The organism is Pseudoalteromonas sp. '520P1 No. 423' (assembly GCF_001269985.1).
In the GTDB taxonomy this organism is placed as follows: domain Bacteria; phylum Pseudomonadota; class Gammaproteobacteria; order Enterobacterales; family Alteromonadaceae; genus Pseudoalteromonas.
Genome location: NZ_BBZB01000001.1, coordinates 3432856 through 3458523, shown reverse-complemented (window position 1 = coordinate 3458523; position 25668 = coordinate 3432856). Strand labels below are relative to the sequence as shown.

Here is a 25668-nt window from a genome sequence, read left to right as displayed (position 1 = left end):
TTAATTTTGAATTCAACACCAGTATATCAACACAAACAGTTTGCTTATATTATTTTTATCTTATTAAGCTGGATCGCAACTTTTACTGCATTGGCTATTGCTTTATTAGGTCCTATGATCCCTATGGTGATATTTTTAATCATACTTGTAGTTGTGGGTTTTTTATTTCATGGACTAACGATAAAAGTAATTGATGATGAAGTCTCTTGGGGTTTTGGTCCAGGTGTTTTTGGCAAAACAGTTAAACTATCCGATATAGAAAGTGTAAAACCTGTTACAAACTCATTTCGCCATGGTGTTGGTGTTAGGATCACCCATGATGGTTGGGTATATGCAGTACATGGGTTTAGCGCTGTTGAGTTAGAACTTAAAGATGGTACTGCTATTCGTTTAGGTACTAACGATCAAGAGAAATTATTATCTTCGTTAGAGTCGATACTAAAGAAATAAAAGTAGACGAGACTTTAGTTGCGTAAATTAAAGACATAAAAAAACCGCCTACAGGCGGTTTTTTTATGTCTTGCAGTGGGCTTAGCTTTTACAGCTACCAGTGCTACAACAATCATCGTCTTCACCATGGTCATGTGAGTGATCTTCAGAATGATCGTGGCCACAACCGCCAGCATTATGAACATGTCCATGCGCTAACTCTTCTTCAGTTGCATCACGGACTTCAAGTACTTCAACATCAAAAGTAAGGTCAATACCTGAAAGAGGGTGGTTACCATCAATTACAACGTCATCACCTTGAATTTCAATTACAGTTACAGATTGTTCACCTTGATCTGTTGTTGCACGAAATTGCATACCAACTTCAACTTCAATGCCTTCAAACATATCTTTAGAGACAGCTTGCATCAAACCTTCATGACGTTCGCCATAACCATCGATCGCAGGAACTTCAACAGTGAATTTATCACCAACAGTTTTTTCTAATAGTGCCTTTTCAAGACCAGGGATCAAAAAGCCACTACCAATAATCATTTCAAGCGGCTCATTATCAAATGAACTATCAATCGCGTTTTGGTTTTGATCCATCACACTGTAGTGCATTTTTACAACTGTTTTGTCAGCTATTTTCATTTTTAAATTTCCAGATTAATTTTCTTCAATAAGGCTATAAGGTAATGCCTTAATAGTGAAAGAAATTGGGTTGTCTTGTTTTGTTCTAAGTGGTGTATCTAATGCGATATCGTTAGGCATAACTGCTAAAGCGTATGCTTTATTGTTATCAGAATCGAAGCTGGTTTGCAGTAATTTACCTGCACGTCGCCAGTTTTCACCCAGTTGCAGTTCAACTTCGTTAGCTTCAAGTCCCTTAGTAGAATCAGCCTCTAAAATATACATAGCGCGTTTGTTTTTGCCTAAGAACTTCATTCTAGCAACGGTTTCTTGACCTTTGTAACAGCCTTTTTTGAAGCTGATACCACCAATTGCCTGTAAGTTTACCATTTGTGGAACAAACTCAGAAATTGATTGGCCGTTTAGTTTAGGTTCGCCCGCTAATATGGCTATACTGTTCCATTTATCTTCATTATCTAACAGTGAAAATGAAGTTGGAAGTTGATCAAGCTTTGTTTTATCTATGCATAAAATAAGGCGATTATTATCTAACTTGATCGCTTTTCCTAAACTGAAGTCTGCTGCGCAGTTATCTGATTCAGGGAATTGAATGTTTAGCTCATTTAAAGCACTGGAAAGATCATCACCAAAAATACCTATCAGCTGGTGGCTTTCATTTTTTACAATATCGACCTTTGCAAAAACAGCATACTTTTTAAATTCTGCTAAAGCATTTTCAAATTCATCTTTAGATGTGATTGCAAAATAATCATCTTGATAATTAAAAAATCTTAAAATAGCCCAAAGTTTACCTTTGGCGTCACATTGTCCAGCCCACAGGAATGAATCATTGGTAAATAAATTTGTATCTTGAGTTATTTGACCGTGAAGATATGACTTTTTATCTTCACCAGTAAATTGGATCAATTGATCCGATAAATGACAAGCATATATTTGAGGCATTAGCTTTTTAGTATCAGTTGATTTATATGTACATAATAACGTATTTACAGTGCTAAACATCAAAAATTTGATAGAATAAAGATAATTAAATAAAATGACAGATGATTTAGATGAATAACTTAGATAGTAAGGCAAAATTACGTTGGGCTTGCCGCCGTGGTATGTTGGAATTAGATGTATTATTTATGCCTTTTGTTGAAGATGCATATGATTCATTGTCAGATAATGAGAAAGCTATCTTTCAGCGTTTATTAACTGGTGAAGATCCTGAGCTTTTTGCTTGGTTTATGGGTCATGAAGAATGTAAAGATAAAGACCTTAACTCTATGGTTAAACTTATCTTAAACCGCGTTAAAGTTTAACGATTTGCCTGATATAAACACAGGCTATAAAATCACCTTTAGTGAAAATAAAAAAGATATGTCGCTTATCGCTGCCTTTTTTATTTTCGTTTTTTTTGTGTTAATCATCTCTAGCACACATACTATTTCATATGTTATTAGTTTTATTACTTGCATATTCAGTTATATATATTGCCGCTATAAAATCCCGGAAATCTGGCCTGAATCGGGCTCTTTGTTATTATTTTCCAAAGATAAAATTGAACTGAATTTATCGAGTCAGAGTGTTATTAATATTAATCAAGGTAATTCATCAATAGCTCTGGTGATGACCTCAAGTATTCAAAACGATCGGTTTATTATATTATGTCTTCAAATTCAGAATACACATTCAAATAATAAAAATTGGCTGATCCTTAAAAGGGAAAGTATGAATACAACCGATTTTACTCGGTTGCGTCGTATGATCTTGGCGTTAAAAACTAATCAGCAAAGTTAGCTCTGAATTGTTTTAAAATTCAGTATGGTTTGTTTGGTTAGGTTTTAAGATTGTTGGTTCAGGTGAAGTTAATTGTTCGGGGTAATCTAATGTGTAGTGTAAGCCTCTGCTTTCTTTACGCGAAAGTGCACATTGAATTATCAACTCTGCCACTTGTACTAAATTTCTTAACTCTAATAAATTATTACTGACTTTAAAATTAGCATAATAATCTTGAATTTCTTGCTGTAATAACTCAACCCTTCTTTGCGCGCGTTCTAAACGTTTAGTTGTTCTTACGATGCCGACATAATCCCACATAAATAATCGAAGTTCATGCCAGTTATGAGTGATAACAACTTCTTCATCTGAATCTGAAACGCGACTCTCATCCCATTCAGGAATTGAATTAAGGCTAGATGATTCACTTGCATCAAATTTAGTTAAAATATCTTTAGCGGCAGCATGAGCAAAAACAATACACTCTAATAAAGAGTTACTCGCCATACGGTTAGCACCGTGTAGACCGGTATAAGCGACTTCTCCAATGGCATAAAGATTATCTAAATCAGTTTTACCATTGAAGTCAGTTACAACACCACCACAGGTATAATGTGCAGCAGGTACCACAGGTAAAGCTTCTCTTGTGATATCTAGACCAACACTTAAACACTTTGCGTAAATAGTCGGGAAATGTTCAATTATGAAATCTTTATCTTTATGGCTAATATCCAGATAAACACAATTAGCGCCTAAACGTTTCATTTCAAAATCTATTGCGCGCGCTACGATATCTCTTGGTGCAAGCTCTGCACGCTCGTCAAAGTCAGGCATAAAACGCGTACCATCGGGACGTTTTAAATATGCGCCTTCACCACGCATCGCTTCTGTAATTAAAAAGTTTTGTAATTCTGGATGATATAAACTTGTTGGATGAAATTGATTAAATTCCATATTACCGACACGGCAACCAGCTCGCCATGCCATCGCAATCCCATCACCACTGGCGATATCTGGATTCGAAGTATAAAGGTAAACTTTACTTGCACCCCCTGTTGCAAGAGATACAAATTTTGCGGATATGGTTTCTACTTGTTCTTTATTTCTGTTCCAAACATAAAGCCCTTGGCAGTGACTTTTATCTGTTTTTGAAATAACTAAATCAATTGCATTATACTTCTCAAGCAAGGTAATGTTGTCATGTTCTTTTACCCGTGAGATTAAAGTTGTTTGCACCGCTTTACCTGTAGCGTCTGCTGCATGCAATATACGTCTATGACTATGCCCACCTTCTCTGGTTAGGTGATAACGCTCTTTGCCTGCACTGTCATGCTCCATATCAAAGGGAACACCTTGTTTGATTAACCACTTCATACAAGATTTTGCATTACTCGCAGTATAATGCACCGCATCTCGACTACATAGGCCAGCTCCGGCATCTAAAGTATCTTCCACATGAGAGTCTACGCTATCATTTTTATCAAATACTGCTGCAATACCGCCTTGAGCATATAATGTAGAACCTTCATTTAAAGGGCCTTTACTAACGACGAGTACTTTACAGTGATTAGCTAAAGTTAATGCAAGAGAAAGTCCTGCAGCGCCACTGCCAATAATAACGACATCAGTATTATGGTGTTTTTGTTGGTTCATGTATTTGTATCACTTAGGTTACAATGCATATACTTAAATAATCTGAGACACTGGTTTTAAGATTGTTTAAGTATACTTTTCATTTATTTTAAAAAAATTTGCAAAGAAATAGAACTTTTTATTTATATCTTGGTCTGATTATTTGAATTAAGACATATTGTAATAAAAAACAGTAGTAAAAAGTAACATTGATTTTGCGAAATAATAATAGGAGTACCGGCTCGAATGAGCGAGCAGGAATTAGATTTAGCGATAATAAGAAAGGTTCAGCAAGGGGATAAAAACGCCTTCAACCTATTGGTCAGGAAATATCAGAATAAAGTAGCAAGCTTGATATCGCGTTATGTATCAAATCATGCAGATGTTTCTGATGTTGCACAAGAGGCTTTTATAAAGGCTTATCGTGCATTACCAGGCTTTAGAGGAGACAGTGCATTTTATACTTGGTTGTATCGTATTGCTGTAAATTGCGCTAAAAATTATTTGGTGGCTCAAAAAAGAAAGCCGCCTGCAAATGATGTAGATGCCGATGACGCTGAGTTTTATGACGGCGCACATGCTTTAAAAGTAAGTGCTACGCCAGAGAATTTATTGTTAAGTGATGAAGTTAAAAAGGTAATTTTTTCTACCATTGAGACTTTACCTGACGATTTAAAAACAGCGATAACTCTACGAGAACTTGAAGGCATGAGTTATGAAGATATCGCTTTGATCATGGATTGCCCCGTTGGGACAGTTAGATCTCGCATATTTAGAGCACGTGAAGCAATTGACAGTAAGTTAAATCCTTTAATCGAAAATGAATAAGCATCACAGTTAATCGATGCAAAAACAGGCGAGTTAGAATATGACTATTAAGCAGTTAACCGAACAAGATAAAGCTGAAATATCTGCGTTTTTAGATGCAGAAGAAGGCATGAGTGATTTTATGGCTCAATCTGAAGCGGGAAAAACGCTAGAAAGATATTCTTTAATTGGTGATGCAATGCGCGCCGATGATAAAGATTTCATTCATTTAGATATAGCAAGTAAAGTAGCAAGCCAATTAGAGCATGAGCCTATTTTTGCAGACTTTAATAAATCAGAAGTAAAAACAGCAGCCGTTAAAGAAGAAAAAGTGCCAGATAATATAGTGGCATTTAATTGGAAGAAACCGTTTAGCCAAATTGCAATAGCTGCAAGTGTTGCTATGTTTGCGATTATTGGTGTGCAAACCGTACCTTCAGATGAATCGCAGGCTATAACTGAGTCATTACCGAGTTTACAAACGGTTCCTTTTGGCGGTATGGTAGCGCCAGTGAGTTACTCTACAGAGCAACCAGCATTGAAAAATGCAGCTTCTGGATTGAGGAAGTTACAACAGCAACGTATAGGGGCTTTGGTTTTAGAGCATCAAAGACAAACTCGTATTGCTAGTTCAGCAAAAAAACAGCAAAATGAAGACTTAAATAATCATGAAAATGAGGATGCCAAATAAAATAATGAGAAAATTAACCTCTGTAAGTAGTATTTTTCTTTTTATAGGTACTTATTTTGTCGCAATGAGCGCTCCAGTTTACAGTAACTCTGTAGTGGCGCAAGATAGTGAAGTAACAACCCAAATAAATAAAGAAGCACGTCCAGAAACAGCAAAATCATTGCTGATGAAAATGTCAGAAGCCGTTCATAAAAACAACTTTAACGCCTCATTTGCAGTCGTTAAAGGTAATAATATGGAACCTTATAAATGGTTGCATGGCATTAATGGCAATGATGAATTAGAGCACTTAAGTTTATTAAATGGCGCAGGACTTGAAGTTTTTCGTGTTAACAATAAAGTCACCTATTTTGAACCACAATCTGCACCTTATACTGTAATAGCCAAACATATTTCAGGTCCTATCCCTGATGTTTTATTTCAAGATATTACCGTATTAGAACAAGCATATAATTTTACGCTAGGCGGAAAGGGTCGAATCGCCGGGCGTGCAGCGCAATTAGTAAAAATTGAAGCTAAAGATGAATCTAAGTTTAATTATTGGTTATGGTTAGATTTAGAGTCCACTTTATTGCTAAAAGCCGCTTATGTTAATAATAAAGGGGAAGCACTAGAACAGCTGCAATTAACCCACGTTAGCATGACCAAACATATCGCACCTGAACTTATTGAAATGAGTAAAAAACAGCTTCCTGAAGTTGTTGCCCTAGAAAAAGAAGTTTCGAGCGGTGATATCAAAGATGCACAAGGAAATTGGTTAATAGGCTGGTTACCTGATGGTTTTAAATTATTAAAATCAGATCGTCATAACTTAAATTTAAATAATGAGTTAGCTGACTATTACTTATATGGTGATGGTTTAATCGAAGTTTCTGTTTTTGTCCAACGCCCATTACCAGGTAAAAGAAGAGGTGGTATTTTATCTTCAGGGGCGACTTCGATATTTGTCCATAATGCTGATGGCTATGATGTTTCTGTTGTTGGCAATATTCCTGGCATGACAGCAAAAACAATCGCACAATCAGTTCAGCGAAAATAAAGTGTTATTTTTATTTTGAGTAAGTTGAGTAAATAGCGTGATAGAACAAACTTTAACTGTTACCTCTGTGGATGGCTTAACAGCATTTTTAAGACCAGAAGAAAAACCTACCTGTGAAGGATGTAATGGTCAATGTGGCAGCAAAATATTTAGCAAGCTTTTTGGTGATAAATCACCTGAGCTTGCTTTTGTTTTTGAAGAGCAACTCAACATCGGACAAAAAGTAAAAATGGCACTTGATGATAGTCATGTACTCAAAAGCTCACTGCTAGTTTATTTATTACCACTATTATTTGCGATTGTTTTTGCTATTTCAGGTGCTGCATTAATGTCATTATCTGAAGGTTGGCAAATCTTGTTAGCATTTATTGGCGGTGTCATTGGTTTATTATTAGCCAAAAAACAGCTTAAAAAAGTAAATTATGATATAAAAGTCATAAAAATTTACCCAAATAGCCTACCATTAACGCAAATAGATGGTGATTAGGCGCATTTAATTGTAAAATTCCCCTTTCGCGCTATTGTCTTTAATAATAGCTGTCCTTTTTTTTATAGTAGTATTGAATCCAGTTTATGAAGCATATCCGTAATTTTTCGATCATCGCACATATTGACCATGGTAAATCAACTCTTTCAGATCGTCTGATCCATTTTTGTGGTGGTTTATCAGACCGTGAAATGCAAGCTCAAGTTTTGGATTCAATGGACATTGAACGCGAACGTGGTATTACCATTAAAGCGCAAAGTGTCACTTTGGACTACAAAGCAAAAGATGGTGAGACTTACCAACTAAATTTCATCGACACACCTGGTCATGTAGATTTTTCTTATGAAGTATCACGATCTCTTGCTGCCTGTGAAGGTGCATTATTAGTAGTTGATGCCGGTCAGGGCGTTGAAGCGCAGACAGTTGCCAACTGTTACACTGCATTAGAAATGGACGTAGAAGTACTTCCTATTTTAAATAAAATTGATTTACCACAGGCAGAGCCTGAACGTGTTTCAGAAGAAATTGAAGACATTGTTGGCATCGAAGCGACAGATGCTGTGCAATGCTCTGCTAAAACAGGCATAGGTATACAAGATGTTTTAGAAACCATTGTTGAAAATATCCCAGCACCAAAAGGGGAAACAGACGCACCTTTGCTAGCCTTAATTATAGATTCGTGGTTTGACCCATACCAAGGTGTTGTATCTTTAGTACGTATTAAGCAAGGTGTATTAAACTCAGGTGATAAAATCAGAGTTATGTCGACAGACCAAATACACGGCGCTGATAATATTGGTATTTTCACTCCTAAGCAAACTGCAACGCAAACTCTAAAAACAGGTGAAGTTGGATTTATTATCGCCGGCATTAAAGAGATCCACGGTGCACCAGTAGGTGATACAATCACTTTAGCGCGTAAAGGCGCTGAAGAACCTTTATCTGGTTTTGAAAAGGCAAAACCACAAGTTTACGCTGGTATGTTCCCTATCTCATCTGATGATTACGAGAACTTCCGTGATGCACTTGCAAAACTGAGCCTAAATGATGCTTCTTTATTTTATGAGCCAGAGAGTTCAACTGCACTAGGTTTTGGTTTCCGTTGTGGTTTCCTTGGTATGTTACACATGGAAATTATTCAAGAGCGTTTAGAGCGTGAATACGATATGGATTTAATTACCACTGCGCCAACGGTAATTTATGAAATTGAAACTAAACGTGAAACAATTCAAATTGATAATCCGTCTGAACTGCCGCCACTTAACGATATTGTTGAAATTCGTGAGCCTATCGTGGAAGCACATATATTAGTACCAAAAGATTACTTAGGTAATGTCATTACTTTATGTATCGAAAAACGTGGTATGCAAACTAATATGTCTTACCATGGTAATCAAGTCGCTCTTACTTATGAATTACCTATGGCTGAAGTAGTAATGGATTTCTTTGATAAATTGAAATCAACTAGCCGTGGTTTTGCATCATTGGATTATAATTTTAAGCATTTCCAAGCATCAAACATGGTTCGTGTTGATATCTTAATTAATGGTGAGCGTGTAGATGCGTTAGCTATTATTGTACATCATGAAAGCGCACAAACGCGTGGTCGCCAATTAGCAGAAGCACTAAAAGAGCTTATTCCACGTCAGCAGTTTGATATTGCGATTCAAGCCGCGATTGGTGCACATGTTATTGCCCGTACAACAATTAAGCAGTTACGTAAAAATGTAATCGCAAAATGTTACGGTGGTGATGTGAGTCGTAAGAAAAAATTACTGAAAAAACAAAAAGAAGGTAAAAAACGCATGAAGCAAGTGGGTAATGTTGAAGTCCCACAAGAAGCGTTTTTAGCAATCCTCAAAGTTGGTAAATAAGGAAAACACATATTATGGCAGGGTATTTTTCAACCTTTTTAGTGATCTTGACATTAGGCAGTGGCTTAATTTGGTTAGTTGACCATTTAGTGTTTGCGCCTAAAAGAAAAGAGCGCATTGCATTAGCACAAAGTTCATCTGGTGTTGCACTTGATCAAGAAGCGCTTGAAAAAATAGCGCCATTACCTGCTATAACTGAATCTGCAATCTCGATATTTCCGATGATTGCAGCTATCACAGTGTTTAGATCTTTTATATTTGAACCTTTCCAGATTCCGTCGGGTTCAATGATGCCTACGTTACTTGTTGGTGATTTTATATTAGTTCAAAAGTATACCTACGGTATAAAAGACCCAGTTTGGCGTACACAGTTAGTTGAAATGGACAATCCTGAACGTGGCGACATTACAGTATTTAAATATCCTTTAGATACGAATGTTGATTTTATTAAACGTGTTGTTGGATTACCAGGTGATACAGTTGTTTATCGAAATAAACAACTGTATATAAAACCACAATGTCAGTCAGGTGAAACACAAAATGCAGATCTTAAATGTGGTGAGTTTAATAAAATAGGTTTAAATCTTGTAAATGAAGATGAGTTTTCAATGCAAGGAATGGCTCTACCGCGTTTAACTGAAGATTTATCAGGTGGGCATGATATTTTAATTAACCCTATGGCACTAGAAGCAAAAGGTCGTTACTTCACACAACCTGGTACTAAAGCTGATGAATGGCGTGTGCCAGCGGACAGTTACTTTGTAATGGGTGATAACCGAGATAATAGTGCTGATGGTCGTTTTTGGGGATTTGTACCAAAAGAAAATTTAGTAGGTAAAGCCGTTTTTATCTGGATGAGTTTCGAATTTGATAACACAGCAGATGACTTTTTACCTGGTTGGATACCAACAGGCGTTCGTTTTAATCGGTTAGGTTCTATCCAATAAGCCTAGTTTTACAGCGTAATTTAAAGAATGAAAATTAGATAATGAAAAAAGACGCAAAAGATTTATATTCTAAAATTGGGTATTCGTTTGTAAACCCTCAGTTATTAGAGCAAGCTTTAACACATAGAAGCCATAAAGGTCAGCATAACGAAAGACTGGAGTTTTTAGGTGATTCAATATTGAGTTTTGTTATTGCTGATAAACTTTATCATCAATTTCCAAAAGCAAGAGAAGGTGATTTAAGCCGAATGCGCTCAACTTTAGTGCGAGGACAAACCCTTGCAGAGTTTGGCGTTGAGTTTAAGTTAGGCGACTTTTTAAGATTAGGTCCTGGAGAGCTGAAAAGTGGCGGTTATCGCAGAGAGTCAACGTTAGCTGATGCTGTTGAAGCGATAATAGGTGCCGTATTTTTAGATTCTGGTATCGATAATTGTCAGGAACTAATCTTAAAGTGGTATGCATCTCGTCTTGAAGCGATTTCACCTGAAATCAATCAAAAAGATCCAAAAACCTTATTACAAGAGTATCTACAAGCGCGTAAATTACCTTTACCTAGCTATACTGTAATAGATACGAAAGGGCAGGCACATAACCAAATGTTTACGGTTGAGTGTGTTGTTGAAGGTATGGATAGCTTTACATGTGCGGGAACATCTCGACGCAAAGCTGAGCAAAAATCAGCTGAACTTGCGTTACATAAATTAAAGAATGAAGCTAAAAAATGAAACCTGAAAACGATATAAAACACGATGAAGCACCTGATAGCATTTTATCTGATAGCTTAGATCTTAAACATGATATTCCAGATACCCACTGTGGCATGGTTGCCATTGTAGGTCGTCCAAATGTGGGTAAATCTACTTTATTAAATGAAATAATCGAACAAAAGGTGAGCATTACTTCTCGTAAACCACAAACGACTAGACATCGTATTATGGGTATACATACAGAAGATAATTATCAAGCTGTTTATATTGATACTCCTGGGTTACATATAGATGAAAAACGTGCCATTAACCGTTTAATGAACCGTGCTGCAAGTAGTTCTATTGGTGATGTTGAGTTAATTCTATTTTTAGTTGAAGGCACACATTGGACTGAAGATGATGAAATGGTACTAAATAAGGTAATGCTTAGTGGTACGCCTGTTTTATTATTGATCAATAAAGTTGACTTAGTTAAAGATAAAGAAGAGTTATTACCTCATCTTGAGTTTTTAGCGAAAAAAGGTGACTTTTTAGATATTTTACCTATCTCTGCGACTAAAGGTAAAAATATCGAAATAATCAAAAATCATGTAAAAGATCACTTACAGCCTTGTGAGTTTTATTTTCCTGAAGATTATGTTACCGATAGATCTATGCGCTTTTTAGCCGCTGAAATCATTCGAGAAAAGTTAATGCGCTTTATGGGCGATGAAGTACCTTACTCAATTACTGTAGAAATCGAGCAGTTCAAATGGCAAGACAATGGCGTTTGGCAGGTAAATGGCTTGATATTAGTAGAGCGTGAAACTCAAAAGCGTATGGTGATTGGCAATAAAGGCGAAAAGCTGAAAACAATTGGCCGAGAAGCGCGTAAAGACATGGAAACCATGTTGGATAACAAAGTTTTCTTAGAGCTTTGGGTTAAAGTGAAGTCTGGCTGGGCTGATGACGAACGTGCTCTACGTAGCTTAGGTTATGGTAGCGAATAGCGAATTATAAAATAAAATGAATACAACACTTTACAATGCATATCTATTGCATCACAGACCTTATAGTGATTCGCAAATAATGATTGATATGCTTGTAGAGGGCGTAGGGCAACTTAGAATGCTTGCTAGACTTAAAGGCAGGCATTCAATTAAACACAAAGCACAACTGCAACCATTCCAACAACTTCTGATCAGCTTTACTGGTAAAGGTGATTTAAAATACCTCACACAATTTGAATTATCTGGTAAAGTCACTTTACTTAAAGGCAAATCTCTTTATTGCGGGTTTTATTTAAATGAATTATGCCAACGCATCATTCCCCATAATGAACCTATAGAAGATGCTTACGAGCTTTATCATCAGCATATTAATCATTTACAACAAGATAATGAAGTAGAGCTTTATTTGAGAACATTTGAATTTCAATTGTTAGAATTATTAGGCTATGGCATTGATTTTGAGTTTGATATCGCTGGCGATAAAATTCAAACTAAAAGTCAATACCAGTTTTTTGATGAAATGGGATGGGGAAAAATACTGCAAAATGAAGCTGACTATTATAGCTATCAGCAAGCTGTATGCGGTGAACAATTATTAGCAATTTTAAACTATGACTTTAGAAAGTCATCCGTAAGGCAATTGGCGAAACAACTCAGTCGCTATTTATTAAAACCCTTATTGGGAAATAAACCTTTAAAAAGCAGAGAGCTATTTATAAAGCCCTGATTTTATAAAATTATAAGGCAATAACAATGAAAGATGTTTTATTAGGTATTAATGTTGACCACATAGCCACATTACGCCAAGTGAGGGGCACAACTTATCCAGAACCTTCTCATGCAGCAAGCGTTGCAGAGCATGCTGGTGCTGATGGTATTACAATTCATTTACGTGAAGATCGCCGTCATATACAAGACAGAGATGTTGCAGTGATGAAGCAGACAATTCAAACCAGAATGAATCTTGAAATTGCTGTAACTGAAGAAATGATTGCAATAGCAATAGATACTCAACCTGAATATGTATGCTTAGTACCAGAAAAACGTGAAGAGCTGACAACAGAAGGTGGTTTAGATGTTGCTGGCAATCAAGACAAAATAGCTGATGCAGTAAAGCGTTTAACAGATGCGGGTATTAAAGTGTCTTTATTTGTAGATGCAGATGAAAAGCAGTTAAAAGCCTGCTCACATGTGGGTGCACCTTATATTGAAATTCATACTGGTGCTTACGCTGATGCCCAAAATGATAAAGATCAATTAGCAGAACTAAACCGTATTAAAGATGGTGTTGCTTTTGCTGCAGGCCTTGATTTGATTGTCAATGCAGGTCATGGCTTAAATTATCATAATGTAAAACCAATTGCGGCAATAGAAGAGATTTATGAGCTAAATATTGGTCATGCAATCATTGCACGTGCGGCGATTGATGGTTTAGAAAAAGCAGTTAGAGATATGAAACGTTTAATGGTTGAAGCGAGACTTTAATTTAAAAACGGCTAGCAGTAAAAATTTAGCGAGTAAGCATACTCGCTAAATTAATAACATAATTAGTCCATAGATTGATAAATGCGTTTATTTTCTTCTTTAGTTAAAGTAACCATTTCTGTATTAGCAGCATAATCTTGTAAAGCACGTTTATTTTTAAAATCAATAACAACTAATAAATTACCTAGACCCAATAGCGAACAGAAAGCGCGAATAATCCCCTGCTTAATAGAGATATTACTGCCATCTAAGTTTTGAACTTTTAAACGCCATGAGCGCATACCAATTGTTTGTCCGCCTTTAGTCCAAAAATAAACAAAAAAAGCACAATTAACACCGATTAATAAAATACCTCGAATACTCTCTAAGATCAGGTTGCTCTCAATTAAATCTGAAACATCAATTGCATTACCCAATTTGAGTACTTCTAAAGAGATTAACCCTTGTACAGAAAATAAAAAAAGTACCGTAGTTACCATAGAGAACGCAACAACAACCAAAGCGTCATATACCCAAGAAGCTAATCTGCGACCAAGTCCTGTTCTTGGAAAGTTTATTTCGTTACTCGTCATTTCATACCTAATTTATTTAAAGCGTTTTCGCAAGAACTTATTTTATCAAACCAGATAACGTGAGGGAATTTATTAGATAAAAATGTTTATTAAAACTAAATATTCTTAGATATAGCCATCAATAAAATCAATAATACTTATATTGAACAATAACCGAGCAGTTAGCCGGTATAGGGGAAAAAGTACTTGCCGCACAGTCTGATCTTTGTATAATACTTTGCATAAAGACAAGAGCATCTAAAAAATAACTTTTATAAAGCTTGAGCTCTAAAGTGGTTTTTCTTTATTTTTTCATCTGTTTTAATACTGATTAAAGCGAGAGAGTGAAAGAAAAATTATGCCAGTATGATGGAATTGGTAGACATAGGGGATTCAAAATCCCCCGCCTTCGGGTGTGGCGGTTCGAGTCCGCCTACTGGTACCACTTATTTAGAACCCTAACCAATTGGTTAGGGTTTTTTTATGCTTAATTTTTTATTCTTCTAAAATAAAGGCTTAACTTATATTTTAGGTTTGAGTTTAAAGATCAAAACACATTTCAGTAAACCAAAATAAACCCCAACTTATATTTTTTAGTATGACTCCAATATCTATAAAACGATTCTTTGCAAATTAAAATGAAGAAAATGTAATGTAAGAGAGCTATTTTGGGGGTGTAATATAGTTATTTAAAGTTACTTAACCTGAGCTGCGCATAAGAATTGAACTAAATGCCCAAATTGCGATCAGATCGTTTGACTAGAACTTTCAATCACAAGGACTTGGGCATGATTAATTTAGACTTTATTTTCACTGATGACTTCTGTCTTAAATTTGAACCTCAGTGGCAAAATCACCTTATCGAAATTGGACTTAAACAAAGAATTAAGCCTTCTAAACTTACAACGAGTGAGGTAATGACGATTGTTATTGCTTTTCATCGCTCTGGTTACCGTGATTTTAAAACCTATTATATCAATCATGTATGTCAATATTGGTGTAAAGAATTTCCACAATTGGTTAGCTATACGAGAATGCTAAAACTATTACAATCTGTCCTCACACCGTTTTGTAGCTATATGACACATCGACAAGCAAAACCGATAGGGATAGCTTTAGTTGATGCAACTAAAATACAAGTTTGTCACCAGTTACGTATTCCTAGACATAAAGTTTTTAACGGTAGTGCCGAGCGAGGAAAAGGAACTATGTGTTGGTTCTATGGATTTAAACTTCATTTAATCATTAATGATGAAGGTGGGATTTTAGCTGTGAAAATTACAGCAGGAAATGTAGATGACAGAAACCCTATCCCAGATATGGTAAAAAATTTATGGGGTTAATTATATGGAGATAAGGGTTACTTATCTAAAAAGTTGGAAGCCGAATTTGCTGAAAAAAATATCAATTTTGTAACTGGAATTAGAAAAAATATGAAAGCCAAGTTATGAAAGTATGGGATAAAATTAATGCTTAGAAAACGTTTTATTGTTGAAACTGTTTTTGACCAATTAAAAAATATATCTCAGATAGAGCATTCTAGGCATCGTAGTTGCGTAAGCTTTTTGGTTAACTTAATCGCTGGATTAATTGCATATACTTTTCAAAAAAAACAGCCAAGTATTAGAATAATTCGGCTAGACAAAGAGTTTCTTATGCAGATCTGAGGTTAATTACCTCAATGTATTATATTGAGATCTGATCGCGACTAAAGTAAAAGGTTCAATTTATAATGATCTTGCCGTGACAAATTTTGTTTTTTCATTTAAAGTGTTTGATATATAAGTGTTATTACAGATACACTAAATTCAAAATCCTTTGCCTTCGGGCGTGACGGTTCAAGTCCGTCCTCCGGTACCATTTTAAGACCTTGCTATTGCAAGGTTTTTTTATGCCTGAAATTTACTTAAATCAATAGCTAAATTTTACATAATTCCAATGTAGGCGCTATGTAGACCATAAACGACATTTATAATTTACTACTTTTCAAAGTCACTATGCCACTAAAGATATGTAAAGTTTGGAGGAGTGGTAAAGCGTGGTCGGAGAAGTGGCTATAGTAGCCTTACCTTTTGATGGTGTAACAAATTGATTTAAATTGGCATTTAATAAGTTCTGATGTGTTTATTAGCTCGATATAATATATCAAAGGAAGTGTTAACTGCTGAATTTGAACGTGACTGTACATTGCAATTACTTCTTATTAACTATTTGTGACACTTTGTCTTTGTATATTCGCCCAACCGGTACAACAAAATCATTAATATGTACTTCACTGGCCTTGATTAATGTCAATGCATGATGGGCAACCATGTATGAACGATGTACTCGAGAAAAATGTTCCTCTGGCAATAATCGCTCAAAATCAGAAATTTTCATTTGGCTTAGTAACTGAGAGCCTTTTAAATAAACTGAGGAATAGTTGCCATTTGCTTTAACATAAAGTAATTCATTTAATGCCACTTGATGATGTTTTTTATCATCCTTTATAAAGATACTTTCTTGCAGGGCATTGCTGCTGTTCCCACTTTGCATATGACTTTCGATCAACGCTTGTTTATCGGTTATCTTTTGAAATGTTTTACCAAACCGTTCAGCATTAAACGGTTTAAGTAAGTAGTCACTTATTTCGTATTCATAGCTTTCTAATGCATACTCTTGGTGTGCTGAAATAACAACGATTTGTGGGGGCTGTTTGAGTGCGGTTAAAAATTCAAACCCCGTCATTTTCGGCATATTAATATCTAGAAAAATCACGTCAACTTGTTTCGATTGCATCAATTGTTCAGCTTGCATCGCATTAAAACACGAACCCACTAAGTTTAATGTCGGATGAGCTTGTGCAAATCGAGTGATCAATTTATGCGCGGTTGGCTCATCGTCGATGATCAAATAATTCATTAAGTTAATCCGTCTATATAATCCGTTTATGTTAAGTCTATCGAAACTGTTGTTTTATAAAGGCTATCGGTAACATTTGTTTTTATTTGGTGTTTATCTGGAAAAAGCAAAACAAGCCTGCGCTTTAAATTGTCTAATCCCAGTCCACCGCTTGCTCGTTGCTTTTTATTTTTCTCTAATACCGTTTTGTCGAAATTATTTTTGATCGTAAATTCGATCATCTCCGGCTTAGTCGTTAAACAAAAATGAATATACTGACCATCGGTTAAGGTATCAACACCGTGTTTGAAGGCGTTTTCTAGCAAATTAATGAATAATAGTGGCGGAATACGTTGTTGATCATTGGTGATATGTCGTTCAAAACGAATATCCAATCGGTGTTGATGGCGCAGTTGATTTAGTTCAATGAAATTTTCCAAATATGCAATTTCGTCCTCCACCGATACTGTATGTTTACGGCCACCATAAATTGTAAAACGCATCATTTGAGACAGCCGGTATATTACCTCTTCAGTTAAATCAGACTTCTCAACGGCTAGCCCATATAAGTTATTTAAAGTATTAAAGAAAAAGTGTGGATTAATTTGACTTTTTAGTAAACTCAGTTCAGCTTTGAGTGTTTCTTGATGTAAATGGTCAATGTACTGTTTTTGTTTTGCCCTATCTTGTATCAAATAAATAAGCGGTAGCATCAAGCTAATGGTTAAAAATACAATCAGTACCTCAGGGTTTGTGGCAAGATAGATAAGATATAGGCTGACGCCATAACCTAATACTAGCGCAATACTCTTTAACAAAACGTTCAAAATAGCCTTCTTTTTAGCGAAATTCGTCGTTCGACAATGTTTAATCGTCGTTCGTCATTTCATTATTTATTTAATTTTTAGTGATTGTACTATACAGAAAAACAGAAAACACTTCGGACGGACGTATGTTAACTATTAGAAATTTATCAAAAACTTATGACAATGGAGTTCAAGCGCTTAAATCAGTATCACTTGACATAGAACCTGGTTTATTTGGCTTACTTGGGCCAAATGGAGCTGGAAAGTCATCTTTAATGCGCACAATCGCGACGTTGCAACAACCTTCTCACGGACAAATTAGTTTTGATAATAAAGACATTGTTAAAAACCCTAATGTATTACGTGAATGTTTAGGCTATTTGCCGCAAGAATTTGGTGTATACCCGAAAGCCAGCTGCTATGAATTGTTAAATCATTTAGCGTTATTAAAAGGTATTGTTGATAAAGAGCAGCGTCAAACACAAATAGAAAATCTACTGCATTTAACCAATTTATACGACAAGCGTCACAATGACGTTGCGACGTATTCAGGCGGTATGAAACAGCGTTTTGGTATTGCGCAAGCCTTACTAGGTGACCCAAAACTTATTATTGTTGATGAACCAACCGCAGGGCTGGATCCGCAAGAACGCAACCGTTTTCATAATTTATTGTGTGAAATCAGCGAAAACATAGTTGTTATTTTATCAACACATATCGTTGAAGATGTCAGTCAACTTTGTCCAAACATGGCAATTCTTATTAATGGTCAGATTCAATTGCATGGAAAACCTGCTTCGTTAATCCGTACGTTAGACGGTCGAGTCTGGTCAAAAATGGTCAATAGAGCAGAAGCTGCAGACTACCGCACTAGATTCAACGTTTTATCTGAACGATTAATTACTGGCAAAACTCAACTAATCATTGAAAGTGAATTCCAACCAGAAATTGGATTCAAGCCCATTACTCCAGATTTAGAAGATGTTTACTTTTCTACGTTAAACAAGGCTCAAGGTATTGGTCATACAAATCAAGGGGATCAAGATGTTGCTTAAGTTATTACCCTTTGAATTAAAACAACAGATCAAGCAAGGTGGCTTTTGGGCAGCTTCAATCGCTATGATATGGATGGCCGTTTTAATCACTACGCAGCGCGGTTCTGGTTTAGTCTTTGCAAACTCTGCTCACGCTATAAGCCAAACATTATTGTTTATTGCGCCTAATATAATTTTTGTTACTTGTGTCTTAGCGTCGGCTACCGTTTTGCGAGATAGCCAATACAAGATGGAGTCACTAATTTTTACCACGCCAATTGACAAATTAAAGTATTTAGCCAGTAGATACATCAGCATTGCCCTTGCTACGTGTGCGATATTATTCATGGCACTTATTGGCATGATGATTACCCCGCTATTTTTAGATGCCGAATTGGTAGGTCCATTTCAATTAAATTACTACATCAGTAATTATCTGCTGTTTATCGTACCTTCCGTATTTTTATGTACCTCCATAGTATTTGCTGCGGCAATGTTAAGTAAAAGTATGATCACGGTATTTGTTTCTGGGATCATGTTATACGTGATATATATCGTAGGGTCGATATTTGGCAATTCACCATTAATGGCTACATCATCCGTATTATCGGAGGGATATGGCTTCGCTTCATTAATTGAACCATACGGTCTAATCGCTTTTGCAGAACAATCTGCTTATTGGAGTGCTGAGCAACGCAATACTTTTATGCCTTCGCTAACAGGGGCATTGTTATTCAACCGTATTTTATGGCTAGCAATAAGCCTTAGTTTATTTGTCTTTACTTATAGAGTATTCAGCTTTAGGGCTGAACATAAAATAAAAACGAAAAAGAACGTTCAAGATCTATCTGCTACAGCAGAACCTGAACACAAACGTTTCACGCCATATACCAGCCCAAAACCTGTGATTGATTTTAACCAAATTAATTGGCCAGTAGCATGGTCAAAATTCAACATAGAGTACATGACCGCGACACGTGGCAAAGTATTCATGGTGCTGTTGATCACCACTATCGCCTTTACATTAGGAAACTTAATTAACAGTGTTTTTGATGGTCCAGTCGCAGGAGGTCAAGCATTCTTGCCACAAACAGCGTTAATTCTAGGCTGGTTACAAGAACCATTAGCAAAAATTGGTATGTTAGTGGTGATTTTCTTTACGGTAGAACTATATTGGAATGAACGTTTAATCAAAATCGCACCATTAATTGATTGCACACCTACGCAAAATTTTACTTTTTATTTTGCAAAATTAGCGGCAGTACTTACCATCGGTTTTACCTTAATACTGGTGAGCATTACCTCGGCGATTCTATTCCAGTTGTCGCAAGGTTATTTAGATATTCAACCTCAACAGTATTTATTGCTGTTCTATTACAGTGGCGTTCCTATGTTGTTGGCAGCTTTATTAACGCTATTTTTACAGCGTTTTGCCAAAGTAAAAGCCATTGGGTTGTTATTAGGTGTTGGTGTATTTGTACTAAATGGCGTAGCGAAAGGCATGTTACTTGACCATCCATTAACAGTATTTGCCTATCAACCTTATTTCATGTTCTCTGATATGGCTGACACGATTTATCATGCACAAGCTGCTCATTGGTACAACATTTACTGGCTTTCTTTAACAGGTACTTTAGGTGTAATCACCGTTAAATTCTGGCAACGCGGCAGTACAGTTACAGCAGAAAAATTAACGAAAAAAGCCCGTGTGCTGTTGGCAAGCTTAATGTTGGTTTGTGTCACTAGCGCTAGCTATATTTTCTACCAAAAAAATATGTTTAATACCTTTATGACAGAGGAACAAAAGATTGCGCTAATGGCAGACTACGAAAAACAATATAAGTCATACCAAGGTAAATCGTCACCTACAATTGTTGACGTTAAGTTAGCGATGGATATCTTTCCTGAGAATCGTAGTTATCAAATACGAGGCAGTTATATCATTGAAAACCAATCTGATCAGCCGATCACAGATGTATTGGTGTCGGTATTGCGTCAAAGCCATGTGAACTATCAGGTAGAATTAGCGGGTGCAGAATTAATCAAACATGATCAAGTACATCAAACCATGTTGTTTACTTTGACAACACCTTTAGCGCCGAATAAAACAACCTCTGTTGAGTTTTCGCTAACCGCAACACATAACGCTTTTGGCGAATTAGACGGTGAACACTATGTAACCGATGGCGGTAGTTATATAGAAGTTGAAGATGTGATACCACAATTTGGCTTTAACGAAGCTTACGTATTAACAGATGTGGACAATCGTAATGAGCATGATTTACCAAAATTAACGCGTACTATGCCAGAAAAGCACATGCACGTTGAAGCACACGATAAATTAATGTTTGACGCAGTCATTTCCACCACAATGCCGCAAACTGTGGTAACTGTTGGAACGCCTAAAAAGACGTGGATTAATGAAGGACGTCAATTCTTTCACTACCAGTCTGCCCAGCCAATTCAAGCACAGCTAGCTGTCGTTTCAGCGGAATTTACCACTGAAACAAAAAAACATAATGGTGTTGAATTAACGGTCTATCATGCACCTGAGCATAATCAAGACAACGAGATGATTTTAACGGCGTTAACACAATCAATGAATTACTTTACTAAACACTATATGCCTTATAAAGGTAAACATTATGCCATTGTAGAAATTCCATATTTTTCAGCAACTCAGTCATTTGGAAGTTCACAACCAGGTATGTACGTAGGGGTAGAGAATAGAATGTTTAACTTAGATAGCAGACAAGTAGATTTAGCCGAATTTAATCCTCAATTACGTGGAATTTCACATGAATTTGCTCACCAGTTCTGGGGCGACTATCTGGAGCCACATTACATTGCGGGCGCTCCAATGGTGACCGAAACATTAGCTAAATATACCGAGCTTGTTATGTTGAATCATATATATGGAGAAACAGCCGCTTTTGATTTAGTGAATCAATCGTTAGATTTTTATTTGAAAGTTCGTCCATACATGTCTGATATCGAACAACCGTTATATAGCATGGGACACGAGGCTCACTTGTTTTACGGTAAAGGTCAGCACAGTATGTACGCGCTATTGGATATCTTAGGTGAAGACAAGATTAACCAAGCATTAAAGCAACTTTTAACTGAAAAAGGCTACCCATACAAAGCGACAACATTGGATGTATTAGCTGCCTTTAGTCAGCAAGCTACACATGAGCAAGTAGAGCAAATAGATGATTTATTTAAGCGAGTGATATTCCACAGCTTTGAGATACATGGTGCAAAATCACAGCGAGTGTCGAACGAAGCTAATAGTGTATTTATGACCACTATTGATGTCAGTGTATTGAAGTTCGAATTGGACTTACAAACTAACGAAGAGCAAGCCGCGCCTATCAATGAATATATCGATGTCGCCCTTTATGACGGCTACCCAATGTATGACGATAGCAACGCTATGTTAATTGAAAAAGTAAAATTCTATAAAGATCGTAGTGAAGTGACTTTATATACAGAAAGACAACCTACACATGTACAGGTAGATCCTAAATTGCGCAGAATAGACAGAAACTTGTCAGACAACGTTTTCACTATCAACTAGTCCCTTTATAAACACCAGCGGGAGTATTCTAGCTCTCGCTGTTCAACCATTTCACAACTTATTCATTGAAGTTACAGGAGCACATGATGAAACTCATCCATGGGGCAAAACTCGCCTTGTTCAACGCAATCTTAGGCACAGCTTATGTGCCAAAAGCCACATTAGCAGTAACCCTAGAGCATCAAAAAACTAATCAACAAACTTTAGAAGCGCTATATTATCAGCGTGACTATCAATCGGTAATAACTGCGCTTGATGTCCTCGATAGCCCCTTCAACGTAATGAAGATAACGCTGACGATGCTTTAGCGTCTTTCACAAAAGCACACCCGAACAATGCAAAAGTACAATATTGGGCGGGAAATTTATGGCAAATTGTCGCAAAAAATAGTTCGATGTTTTCCAAAATGTCGATATATAGCAATTATGTTGAGGCGATGACAAAAGCGGCCAAACTCGCACCCCAGAATGCTAGATACCAAATGGAAGCAGCTAAAGCTTATGGACAGCCCAGCATCATGGGCGGTGATAGTAATAAACAAGCGCCAATAGTAGCAAAATTATTGCAAGGAAGTTCTCCGTTCGCTCATATTGTACAGATGGACTTATTACAAAACACACAAAAGGAAAGTGAAGCGATCCATTATGCAACGGGTATTGCACAGCAATATAGCAACAACGTAGAAATTGTTGAACGAGCAGCGCAACTCTTATGGACATTTGGTGATAAAAATAAGGCAGGAGAATTGTTTTATCAGGCCTGCATGTTACCCGCACCGATAAAGGAAGCCTATCTGAAATGGGATACTGCGTGTTGGTATAGTGTTTTGTTTAGCGACAATGGTGAATTGTCATTAGAGCAAGGAATTACCGCTGGTAAACGATTACTTGCACAAAGCAGTGTAAAGGATAATGAATATCTAGAAAGCTTAGAACTTTATGCTCAGCTACTAGTGAAAGCAAGACAAACTGCGAATGCAATAAATGCTAGTATTCAATAAAATACGTAGACTTGCAAAGAATTTGTAAAGTGTTTATATTTGTTTTTATTTAATTGAAATATAAAGATAAATTTAGGCGTATACTTTTCAAAATCCCCCGCCTTCGGGTGTGGCGGTTCGAGTCCGCCTACTGGTACCACAATTTAGAACCCTTATCGTTTGGTGAGGGGTTTTTTATGTCTAATTTTTTATTATTCTAAAATAAAGGCTTAGCTTGTACTTTATATTTGAGTTTAAAGCCCACTTCAGTAAATCAAAATAAATTCAGTTTCTACTGTTTAGTGTAATCCCTAATATATGTAAAACGATTCTTTGCAAATATAAATGGAGAAAATTAAAGCTAGTGAGCTCTTTAGGAGGAGGCATAGTTATTTACAAGGTTACTATGTTTGTATTGGCCTTCAAACTATAATTTAAAGTTGATATGGTTTGATTACCATACAGTATTTCTTAAGGCTTGGCTCTGCCTTATATATCGTTAAGTTCCCACCGTATAAAATTTCAATTACTCGTTTTAATTCGGCATCATACTTCTCATGGTCAAATCAATAACCTAGAATAATTGACTTCACTTGTTTTGCGCTAAGATCTTTATCAATATATTTTTTTGAACTACCTTCCCTATGAAAATCTATAAAACGATGTTCTTTTTCATACCTCTAATCAGAGTGTTTAGTAAAAATAGCTGCCATTAAATTCATCATGTAGGAATCGTCAGATAACAAAAGCCTTTTAATTTCACTGATTGCAGTTCCTTCTTGTAACCCTCAGTTACTGTAAGCAATATAAAATTATATTTATAAGATAAATCTTTTTTGTTCGATGATTCGTATTGCATTGTAATTAAATTAAAACAACACAGTGTAATAAATGCTTAACCGGTTCTATAACGTACCGGTCAAGTTATGGAGAACTCAATGACAAGTCAATTTAATCAAAACAGTAAATTGGAAATATATGAAAGAAAAGTACCTTGGATTGCCCACAGTATTGTAACTTTGGCTATCTTGGCTATTTGTTTCCTAGTTGTTGTGGGTCTATTTAGTGCCAAACCCAAAGCCAACAGGTGGGGAGATAGGCCTGCTCCGAGTGTTGCTGTAGAAGTGAGACCCTTAGAGACCAAGTCATTCGATATCTGGGTAAACTCATACGGAACAGCTCAAGCACTTACCGAAACTCGTTTGGTTGCCGATATCAGTGGCCGGGTGGTAGCTGTTTCGCCAAATATTCGAGCTGGTGGCGTTTTTAAGAAAGGTGATATTTTAGCTAAAATTGATAGCAGAGACTTTGAAGTTGAGCTTGATATTGCAATTTCGCAGGCTGCGGATATTGAAGTGAAGTATATTCAAGAATTAGCCCAAGCAGAGCTTGCTGCGAAGGAGTGGAACACAATTCCCGAATCAAAAGCGGCACGAAAACTAGCATTAAGAGAGCCACAACTTGCCGCAGCAAAAGCATCACTACAAGCAGCAAAGTCAAAAGTTAAAAGGGCTAGGTTGAATTTACAAAGAACAGAAGTTGTTGCGCCATTTGATGGAAAAGTGCTTGAGCAATTAATAGACATTGGGGAGTTTGTAACCCCAAGTCAAACGATTGCGTCAATTTACAGTAATGATGTTGTTGAAGTGCGCCTACCTATCAAAGTAGACGATCTAGAACACTTACTCCTACCTGAAGGTGAAACTCTTGCTAACGAGCTACCTGCAGTATTATTTGAAAGTGATATGGGTAATCAAACGCATCAATGGATTGGAAAAATTGTTCGTACTGAAGGGGCTTTCGATCCTCGCACCAGAATGCTTTACGTTGTCGCACAAATAGAAAAGCCTTTTATACCCTCAAAGCAGAGACCAGCAGTGAGAATCGGCCAATTTATGAGAGCCAAAATAGAAGGCAAACGCTATGAAGATGTTTTTGTCATTCCTCGTCGTGCTGTTTCTCAAGATTTTATGGTGAGTGTCGTTGATAATGGCTTACTTAAAAAGCGTAAAATCACGCCTATCTGGACTGATAACGACTCAGTAGTGGTTGCTCCACAGCAGGCAAATACACTTTTAACGGTGAGCTATCAATCGTCCAACAATAATCTTTCTGCTGGCTTACTAAACAAATCAGATATCCTAATTCTTACTCCTACGGCTAATTTACCTGATGGTACAAAAGTAAAGCCGTTAGACGGCGATAATTCGCCAGTAAAAGAAGCCACTAAAAAGCAATTGATAGCAGAGTCTTCGGCTGTAAGCGAAAATACTGAAGTAGAGGATGCTTTTTCCCCTAATGCTTCGATGTCAGTTAGCGCGCAATAGGAGTTTGCA

General features: G+C 36.5%; 23 protein-coding genes, 1 tRNA gene and 1 pseudogene. 19 read left to right on the top strand and 6 right to left on the bottom strand.

Annotated features, from left to right (window positions below; genetic code table 11):
• Window positions 1-6: 6 nt before the first annotated feature.
• Entirely contained in the window at window positions 7-450 is a 444-nt protein-coding gene (locus PSA_RS15795; protein WP_042142815.1) for a hypothetical protein, read from the top strand.
• A gap of 81 nt (window positions 451-531) precedes the next feature.
• Here PSA_RS15795 and PSA_RS15790 read toward each other — a convergent pair whose 3' ends face one another.
• A complete protein-coding gene (locus PSA_RS15790) occupies window positions 532-1083 on the bottom strand; it encodes a peptidylprolyl isomerase (protein WP_042142813.1) in 552 nt (183 codons plus the stop codon).
• Window positions 1084-1098: 15 nt separating this feature from the next.
• Complete coding sequence (ygfZ, locus tag PSA_RS15785; protein ID WP_042142853.1) at window positions 1099-2025, bottom strand: tRNA-modifying protein YgfZ; 927 nt, start codon at window positions 2023-2025, stop codon at window positions 1099-1101.
• Window positions 2026-2135: 110 nt separating this feature from the next.
• Here ygfZ and PSA_RS15780 point away from each other — a divergent pair, with 110 nt between their 5' ends.
• On the top strand, window positions 2136-2387 hold the full coding sequence (locus tag PSA_RS15780) for a succinate dehydrogenase assembly factor 2 (protein ID WP_042142811.1): 252 nt from the start codon (window positions 2136-2138) through the stop codon (window positions 2385-2387).
• A gap of 490 nt (window positions 2388-2877) precedes the next feature.
• Here PSA_RS15780 and nadB read toward each other — a convergent pair whose 3' ends face one another.
• The gene (gene nadB, locus PSA_RS15770; protein WP_042142806.1) at window positions 2878-4497 is read right to left on the bottom strand and encodes an L-aspartate oxidase; all 1620 of its coding nucleotides are present in this window, start codon (window positions 4495-4497) and stop codon (window positions 2878-2880) included.
• Between the two features lie 225 nt (window positions 4498-4722).
• On the opposite strand from nadB, the gene rpoE reads away from it, so the two are divergent.
• From rpoE to pdxJ, 10 genes are all read left to right on the top strand, one after another.
• Window positions 4723-5304, top strand: coding sequence for an RNA polymerase sigma factor RpoE (gene rpoE, locus PSA_RS15765; RefSeq protein WP_042142804.1), 582 nt, complete (start codon window positions 4723-4725; stop codon window positions 5302-5304).
• Between the two features lie 40 nt (window positions 5305-5344).
• Complete coding sequence (locus tag PSA_RS15760) at window positions 5345-5974, top strand: sigma-E factor negative regulatory protein (protein ID WP_042142802.1); 630 nt, start codon at window positions 5345-5347, stop codon at window positions 5972-5974.
• Window positions 5975-6038: 64 nt separating this feature from the next.
• A complete protein-coding gene (locus PSA_RS15755; RefSeq protein ID WP_082305818.1) occupies window positions 6039-7013 on the top strand; it encodes a MucB/RseB C-terminal domain-containing protein in 975 nt (324 codons plus the stop codon).
• Between the two features lie 37 nt (window positions 7014-7050).
• A complete protein-coding gene (locus PSA_RS15750; RefSeq protein ID WP_042142800.1) occupies window positions 7051-7500 on the top strand; it encodes a SoxR reducing system RseC family protein in 450 nt (149 codons plus the stop codon).
• 86 nt (window positions 7501-7586) lie between these two features.
• Complete coding sequence (gene lepA / locus PSA_RS15745) at window positions 7587-9374, top strand: translation elongation factor 4 (protein ID WP_042142798.1); 1788 nt, start codon at window positions 7587-7589, stop codon at window positions 9372-9374.
• Window positions 9375-9388: 14 nt separating this feature from the next.
• Window positions 9389-10321, top strand: a complete 933-nt coding sequence (gene lepB / locus PSA_RS15740) for a signal peptidase I (protein WP_042142796.1) — start codon at window positions 9389-9391, stop codon at window positions 10319-10321.
• A 41-nt stretch (window positions 10322-10362) separates the two neighbouring features.
• Window positions 10363-11046 carry a ribonuclease III gene (rnc, locus tag PSA_RS15735; RefSeq protein WP_042142794.1) on the top strand — a complete coding sequence of 228 codons (684 nt, stop codon included), beginning with the start codon at window positions 10363-10365 and terminating at the stop codon, window positions 11044-11046.
• Window positions 11047-11141: 95 nt separating this feature from the next.
• Complete coding sequence (gene era, locus PSA_RS15730) at window positions 11142-12017, top strand: GTPase Era (RefSeq protein WP_042142848.1); 876 nt, start codon at window positions 11142-11144, stop codon at window positions 12015-12017.
• A gap of 16 nt (window positions 12018-12033) precedes the next feature.
• Window positions 12034-12744 carry a DNA repair protein RecO gene (gene recO / locus PSA_RS15725; protein WP_042142792.1) on the top strand — a complete coding sequence of 237 codons (711 nt, stop codon included), beginning with the start codon at window positions 12034-12036 and terminating at the stop codon, window positions 12742-12744.
• 26 nt (window positions 12745-12770) lie between these two features.
• Window positions 12771-13502 carry a pyridoxine 5'-phosphate synthase gene (pdxJ, locus tag PSA_RS15720; protein ID WP_042142790.1) on the top strand — a complete coding sequence of 244 codons (732 nt, stop codon included), beginning with the start codon at window positions 12771-12773 and terminating at the stop codon, window positions 13500-13502.
• A gap of 62 nt (window positions 13503-13564) precedes the next feature.
• Here the strand turns inward: pdxJ and PSA_RS15715 are convergent, their stop codons facing one another.
• Window positions 13565-14074, bottom strand: a complete 510-nt coding sequence (locus PSA_RS15715) for an RDD family protein (RefSeq protein WP_042142788.1) — start codon at window positions 14072-14074, stop codon at window positions 13565-13567.
• A 339-nt stretch (window positions 14075-14413) separates the two neighbouring features.
• On the opposite strand from PSA_RS15715, the gene PSA_RS15710 reads away from it, so the two are divergent.
• Window positions 14414-14498 (top strand) — tRNA-Leu (locus PSA_RS15710).
• Between the two features lie 343 nt (window positions 14499-14841).
• Window positions 14842-15720, top strand: a pseudogene (locus tag PSA_RS15705) (IS982 family transposase).
• Window positions 15721-16246: 526 nt separating this feature from the next.
• On the opposite strand, the gene PSA_RS15700 reads toward PSA_RS15705, so the two are convergent.
• Together PSA_RS15700 and PSA_RS15695 are read right to left on the bottom strand one after the other, a co-directional pair.
• Window positions 16247-16954, bottom strand: a complete 708-nt coding sequence (locus PSA_RS15700; protein ID WP_042142786.1) for a LytTR family DNA-binding domain-containing protein — start codon at window positions 16952-16954, stop codon at window positions 16247-16249.
• Between the two features lie 26 nt (window positions 16955-16980).
• Window positions 16981-17760 (bottom strand): sensor histidine kinase, encoded by a 780-nt coding sequence (locus PSA_RS15695; protein ID WP_059364950.1) that lies wholly within the window; start codon window positions 17758-17760, stop codon window positions 16981-16983.
• A gap of 125 nt (window positions 17761-17885) precedes the next feature.
• Between PSA_RS15695 and PSA_RS15690 the strand changes: the two genes are divergently transcribed.
• The 5 genes from PSA_RS15690 (at window position 17886) to PSA_RS15670 (ending at window position 25659) form a co-directional block, all read left to right on the top strand.
• The gene (locus PSA_RS15690; RefSeq protein ID WP_042142782.1) at window positions 17886-18794 is read left to right on the top strand and encodes an ABC transporter ATP-binding protein; all 909 of its coding nucleotides are present in this window, start codon (window positions 17886-17888) and stop codon (window positions 18792-18794) included.
• Entirely contained in the window at window positions 18784-22353 is a 3570-nt protein-coding gene (locus tag PSA_RS15685; RefSeq protein ID WP_042142780.1) for a M1 family aminopeptidase, read from the top strand. Before PSA_RS15690 ends, PSA_RS15685 begins: the two co-directional genes overlap by 11 nt.
• A gap of 86 nt (window positions 22354-22439) precedes the next feature.
• Window positions 22440-22661 (top strand): hypothetical protein, encoded by a 222-nt coding sequence (locus tag PSA_RS15680; protein ID WP_042142778.1) that lies wholly within the window; start codon window positions 22440-22442, stop codon window positions 22659-22661.
• 98 nt (window positions 22662-22759) lie between these two features.
• Window positions 22760-23353: a hypothetical protein gene (locus PSA_RS15675; protein WP_042142776.1), complete on the top strand. Its 594-nt coding sequence runs from the start codon at window positions 22760-22762 to the stop codon at window positions 23351-23353.
• 917 nt (window positions 23354-24270) lie between these two features.
• On the top strand, window positions 24271-25659 hold the full coding sequence (locus PSA_RS15670; protein WP_052379815.1) for an efflux RND transporter periplasmic adaptor subunit: 1389 nt from the start codon (window positions 24271-24273) through the stop codon (window positions 25657-25659).
• Window positions 25660-25668: the final 9 nt, after the last annotated feature.

Excerpts from the sequence above, each read along its gene's own strand:
- PSA_RS15670 (WP_052379815.1), top strand. The coding sequence starts at position 24,271 with ATGACAAGTCAATTTAATCAAAACAGTAAATTGGAAATATATGAAAGA.
- PSA_RS15700 (WP_042142786.1), bottom strand. The coding sequence starts at position 16,954 with ATGAATTATTTGATCATCGACGATGAGCCAACCGCGCATAAATTGATC.
- PSA_RS15675 (WP_042142776.1), top strand. The coding sequence starts at position 22,760 with ATGTCGATATATAGCAATTATGTTGAGGCGATGACAAAAGCGGCCAAA.
- PSA_RS15790 (WP_042142813.1), bottom strand. The coding sequence starts at position 1,083 with ATGAAAATAGCTGACAAAACAGTTGTAAAAATGCACTACAGTGTGATG.
- rnc (WP_042142794.1), top strand. The coding sequence starts at position 10,363 with ATGAAAAAAGACGCAAAAGATTTATATTCTAAAATTGGGTATTCGTTT.
- lepB (WP_042142796.1), top strand. The coding sequence starts at position 9,389 with ATGGCAGGGTATTTTTCAACCTTTTTAGTGATCTTGACATTAGGCAGT.
- PSA_RS15690 (WP_042142782.1), top strand. The coding sequence starts at position 17,886 with ATGTTAACTATTAGAAATTTATCAAAAACTTATGACAATGGAGTTCAA.
- rpoE (WP_042142804.1), top strand. The coding sequence starts at position 4,723 with ATGAGCGAGCAGGAATTAGATTTAGCGATAATAAGAAAGGTTCAGCAA.
- PSA_RS15685 (WP_042142780.1), top strand. The coding sequence starts at position 18,784 with ATGTTGCTTAAGTTATTACCCTTTGAATTAAAACAACAGATCAAGCAA.
- PSA_RS15760 (WP_042142802.1), top strand. The coding sequence starts at position 5,345 with ATGACTATTAAGCAGTTAACCGAACAAGATAAAGCTGAAATATCTGCG.
- PSA_RS15780 (WP_042142811.1), top strand. The coding sequence starts at position 2,136 with ATGAATAACTTAGATAGTAAGGCAAAATTACGTTGGGCTTGCCGCCGT.
- nadB (WP_042142806.1), bottom strand. The coding sequence starts at position 4,497 with ATGAACCAACAAAAACACCATAATACTGATGTCGTTATTATTGGCAGT.
- ygfZ (WP_042142853.1), bottom strand. The coding sequence starts at position 2,025 with ATGCCTCAAATATATGCTTGTCATTTATCGGATCAATTGATCCAATTT.
- PSA_RS15715 (WP_042142788.1), bottom strand. The coding sequence starts at position 14,074 with ATGACGAGTAACGAAATAAACTTTCCAAGAACAGGACTTGGTCGCAGA.
- era (WP_042142848.1), top strand. The coding sequence starts at position 11,142 with ATGGTTGCCATTGTAGGTCGTCCAAATGTGGGTAAATCTACTTTATTA.
- PSA_RS15755 (WP_082305818.1), top strand. The coding sequence starts at position 6,039 with ATGAGCGCTCCAGTTTACAGTAACTCTGTAGTGGCGCAAGATAGTGAA.
- pdxJ (WP_042142790.1), top strand. The coding sequence starts at position 12,771 with ATGAAAGATGTTTTATTAGGTATTAATGTTGACCACATAGCCACATTA.
- recO (WP_042142792.1), top strand. The coding sequence starts at position 12,034 with ATGAATACAACACTTTACAATGCATATCTATTGCATCACAGACCTTAT.
- lepA (WP_042142798.1), top strand. The coding sequence starts at position 7,587 with ATGAAGCATATCCGTAATTTTTCGATCATCGCACATATTGACCATGGT.
- PSA_RS15680 (WP_042142778.1), top strand. The coding sequence starts at position 22,440 with ATGAAACTCATCCATGGGGCAAAACTCGCCTTGTTCAACGCAATCTTA.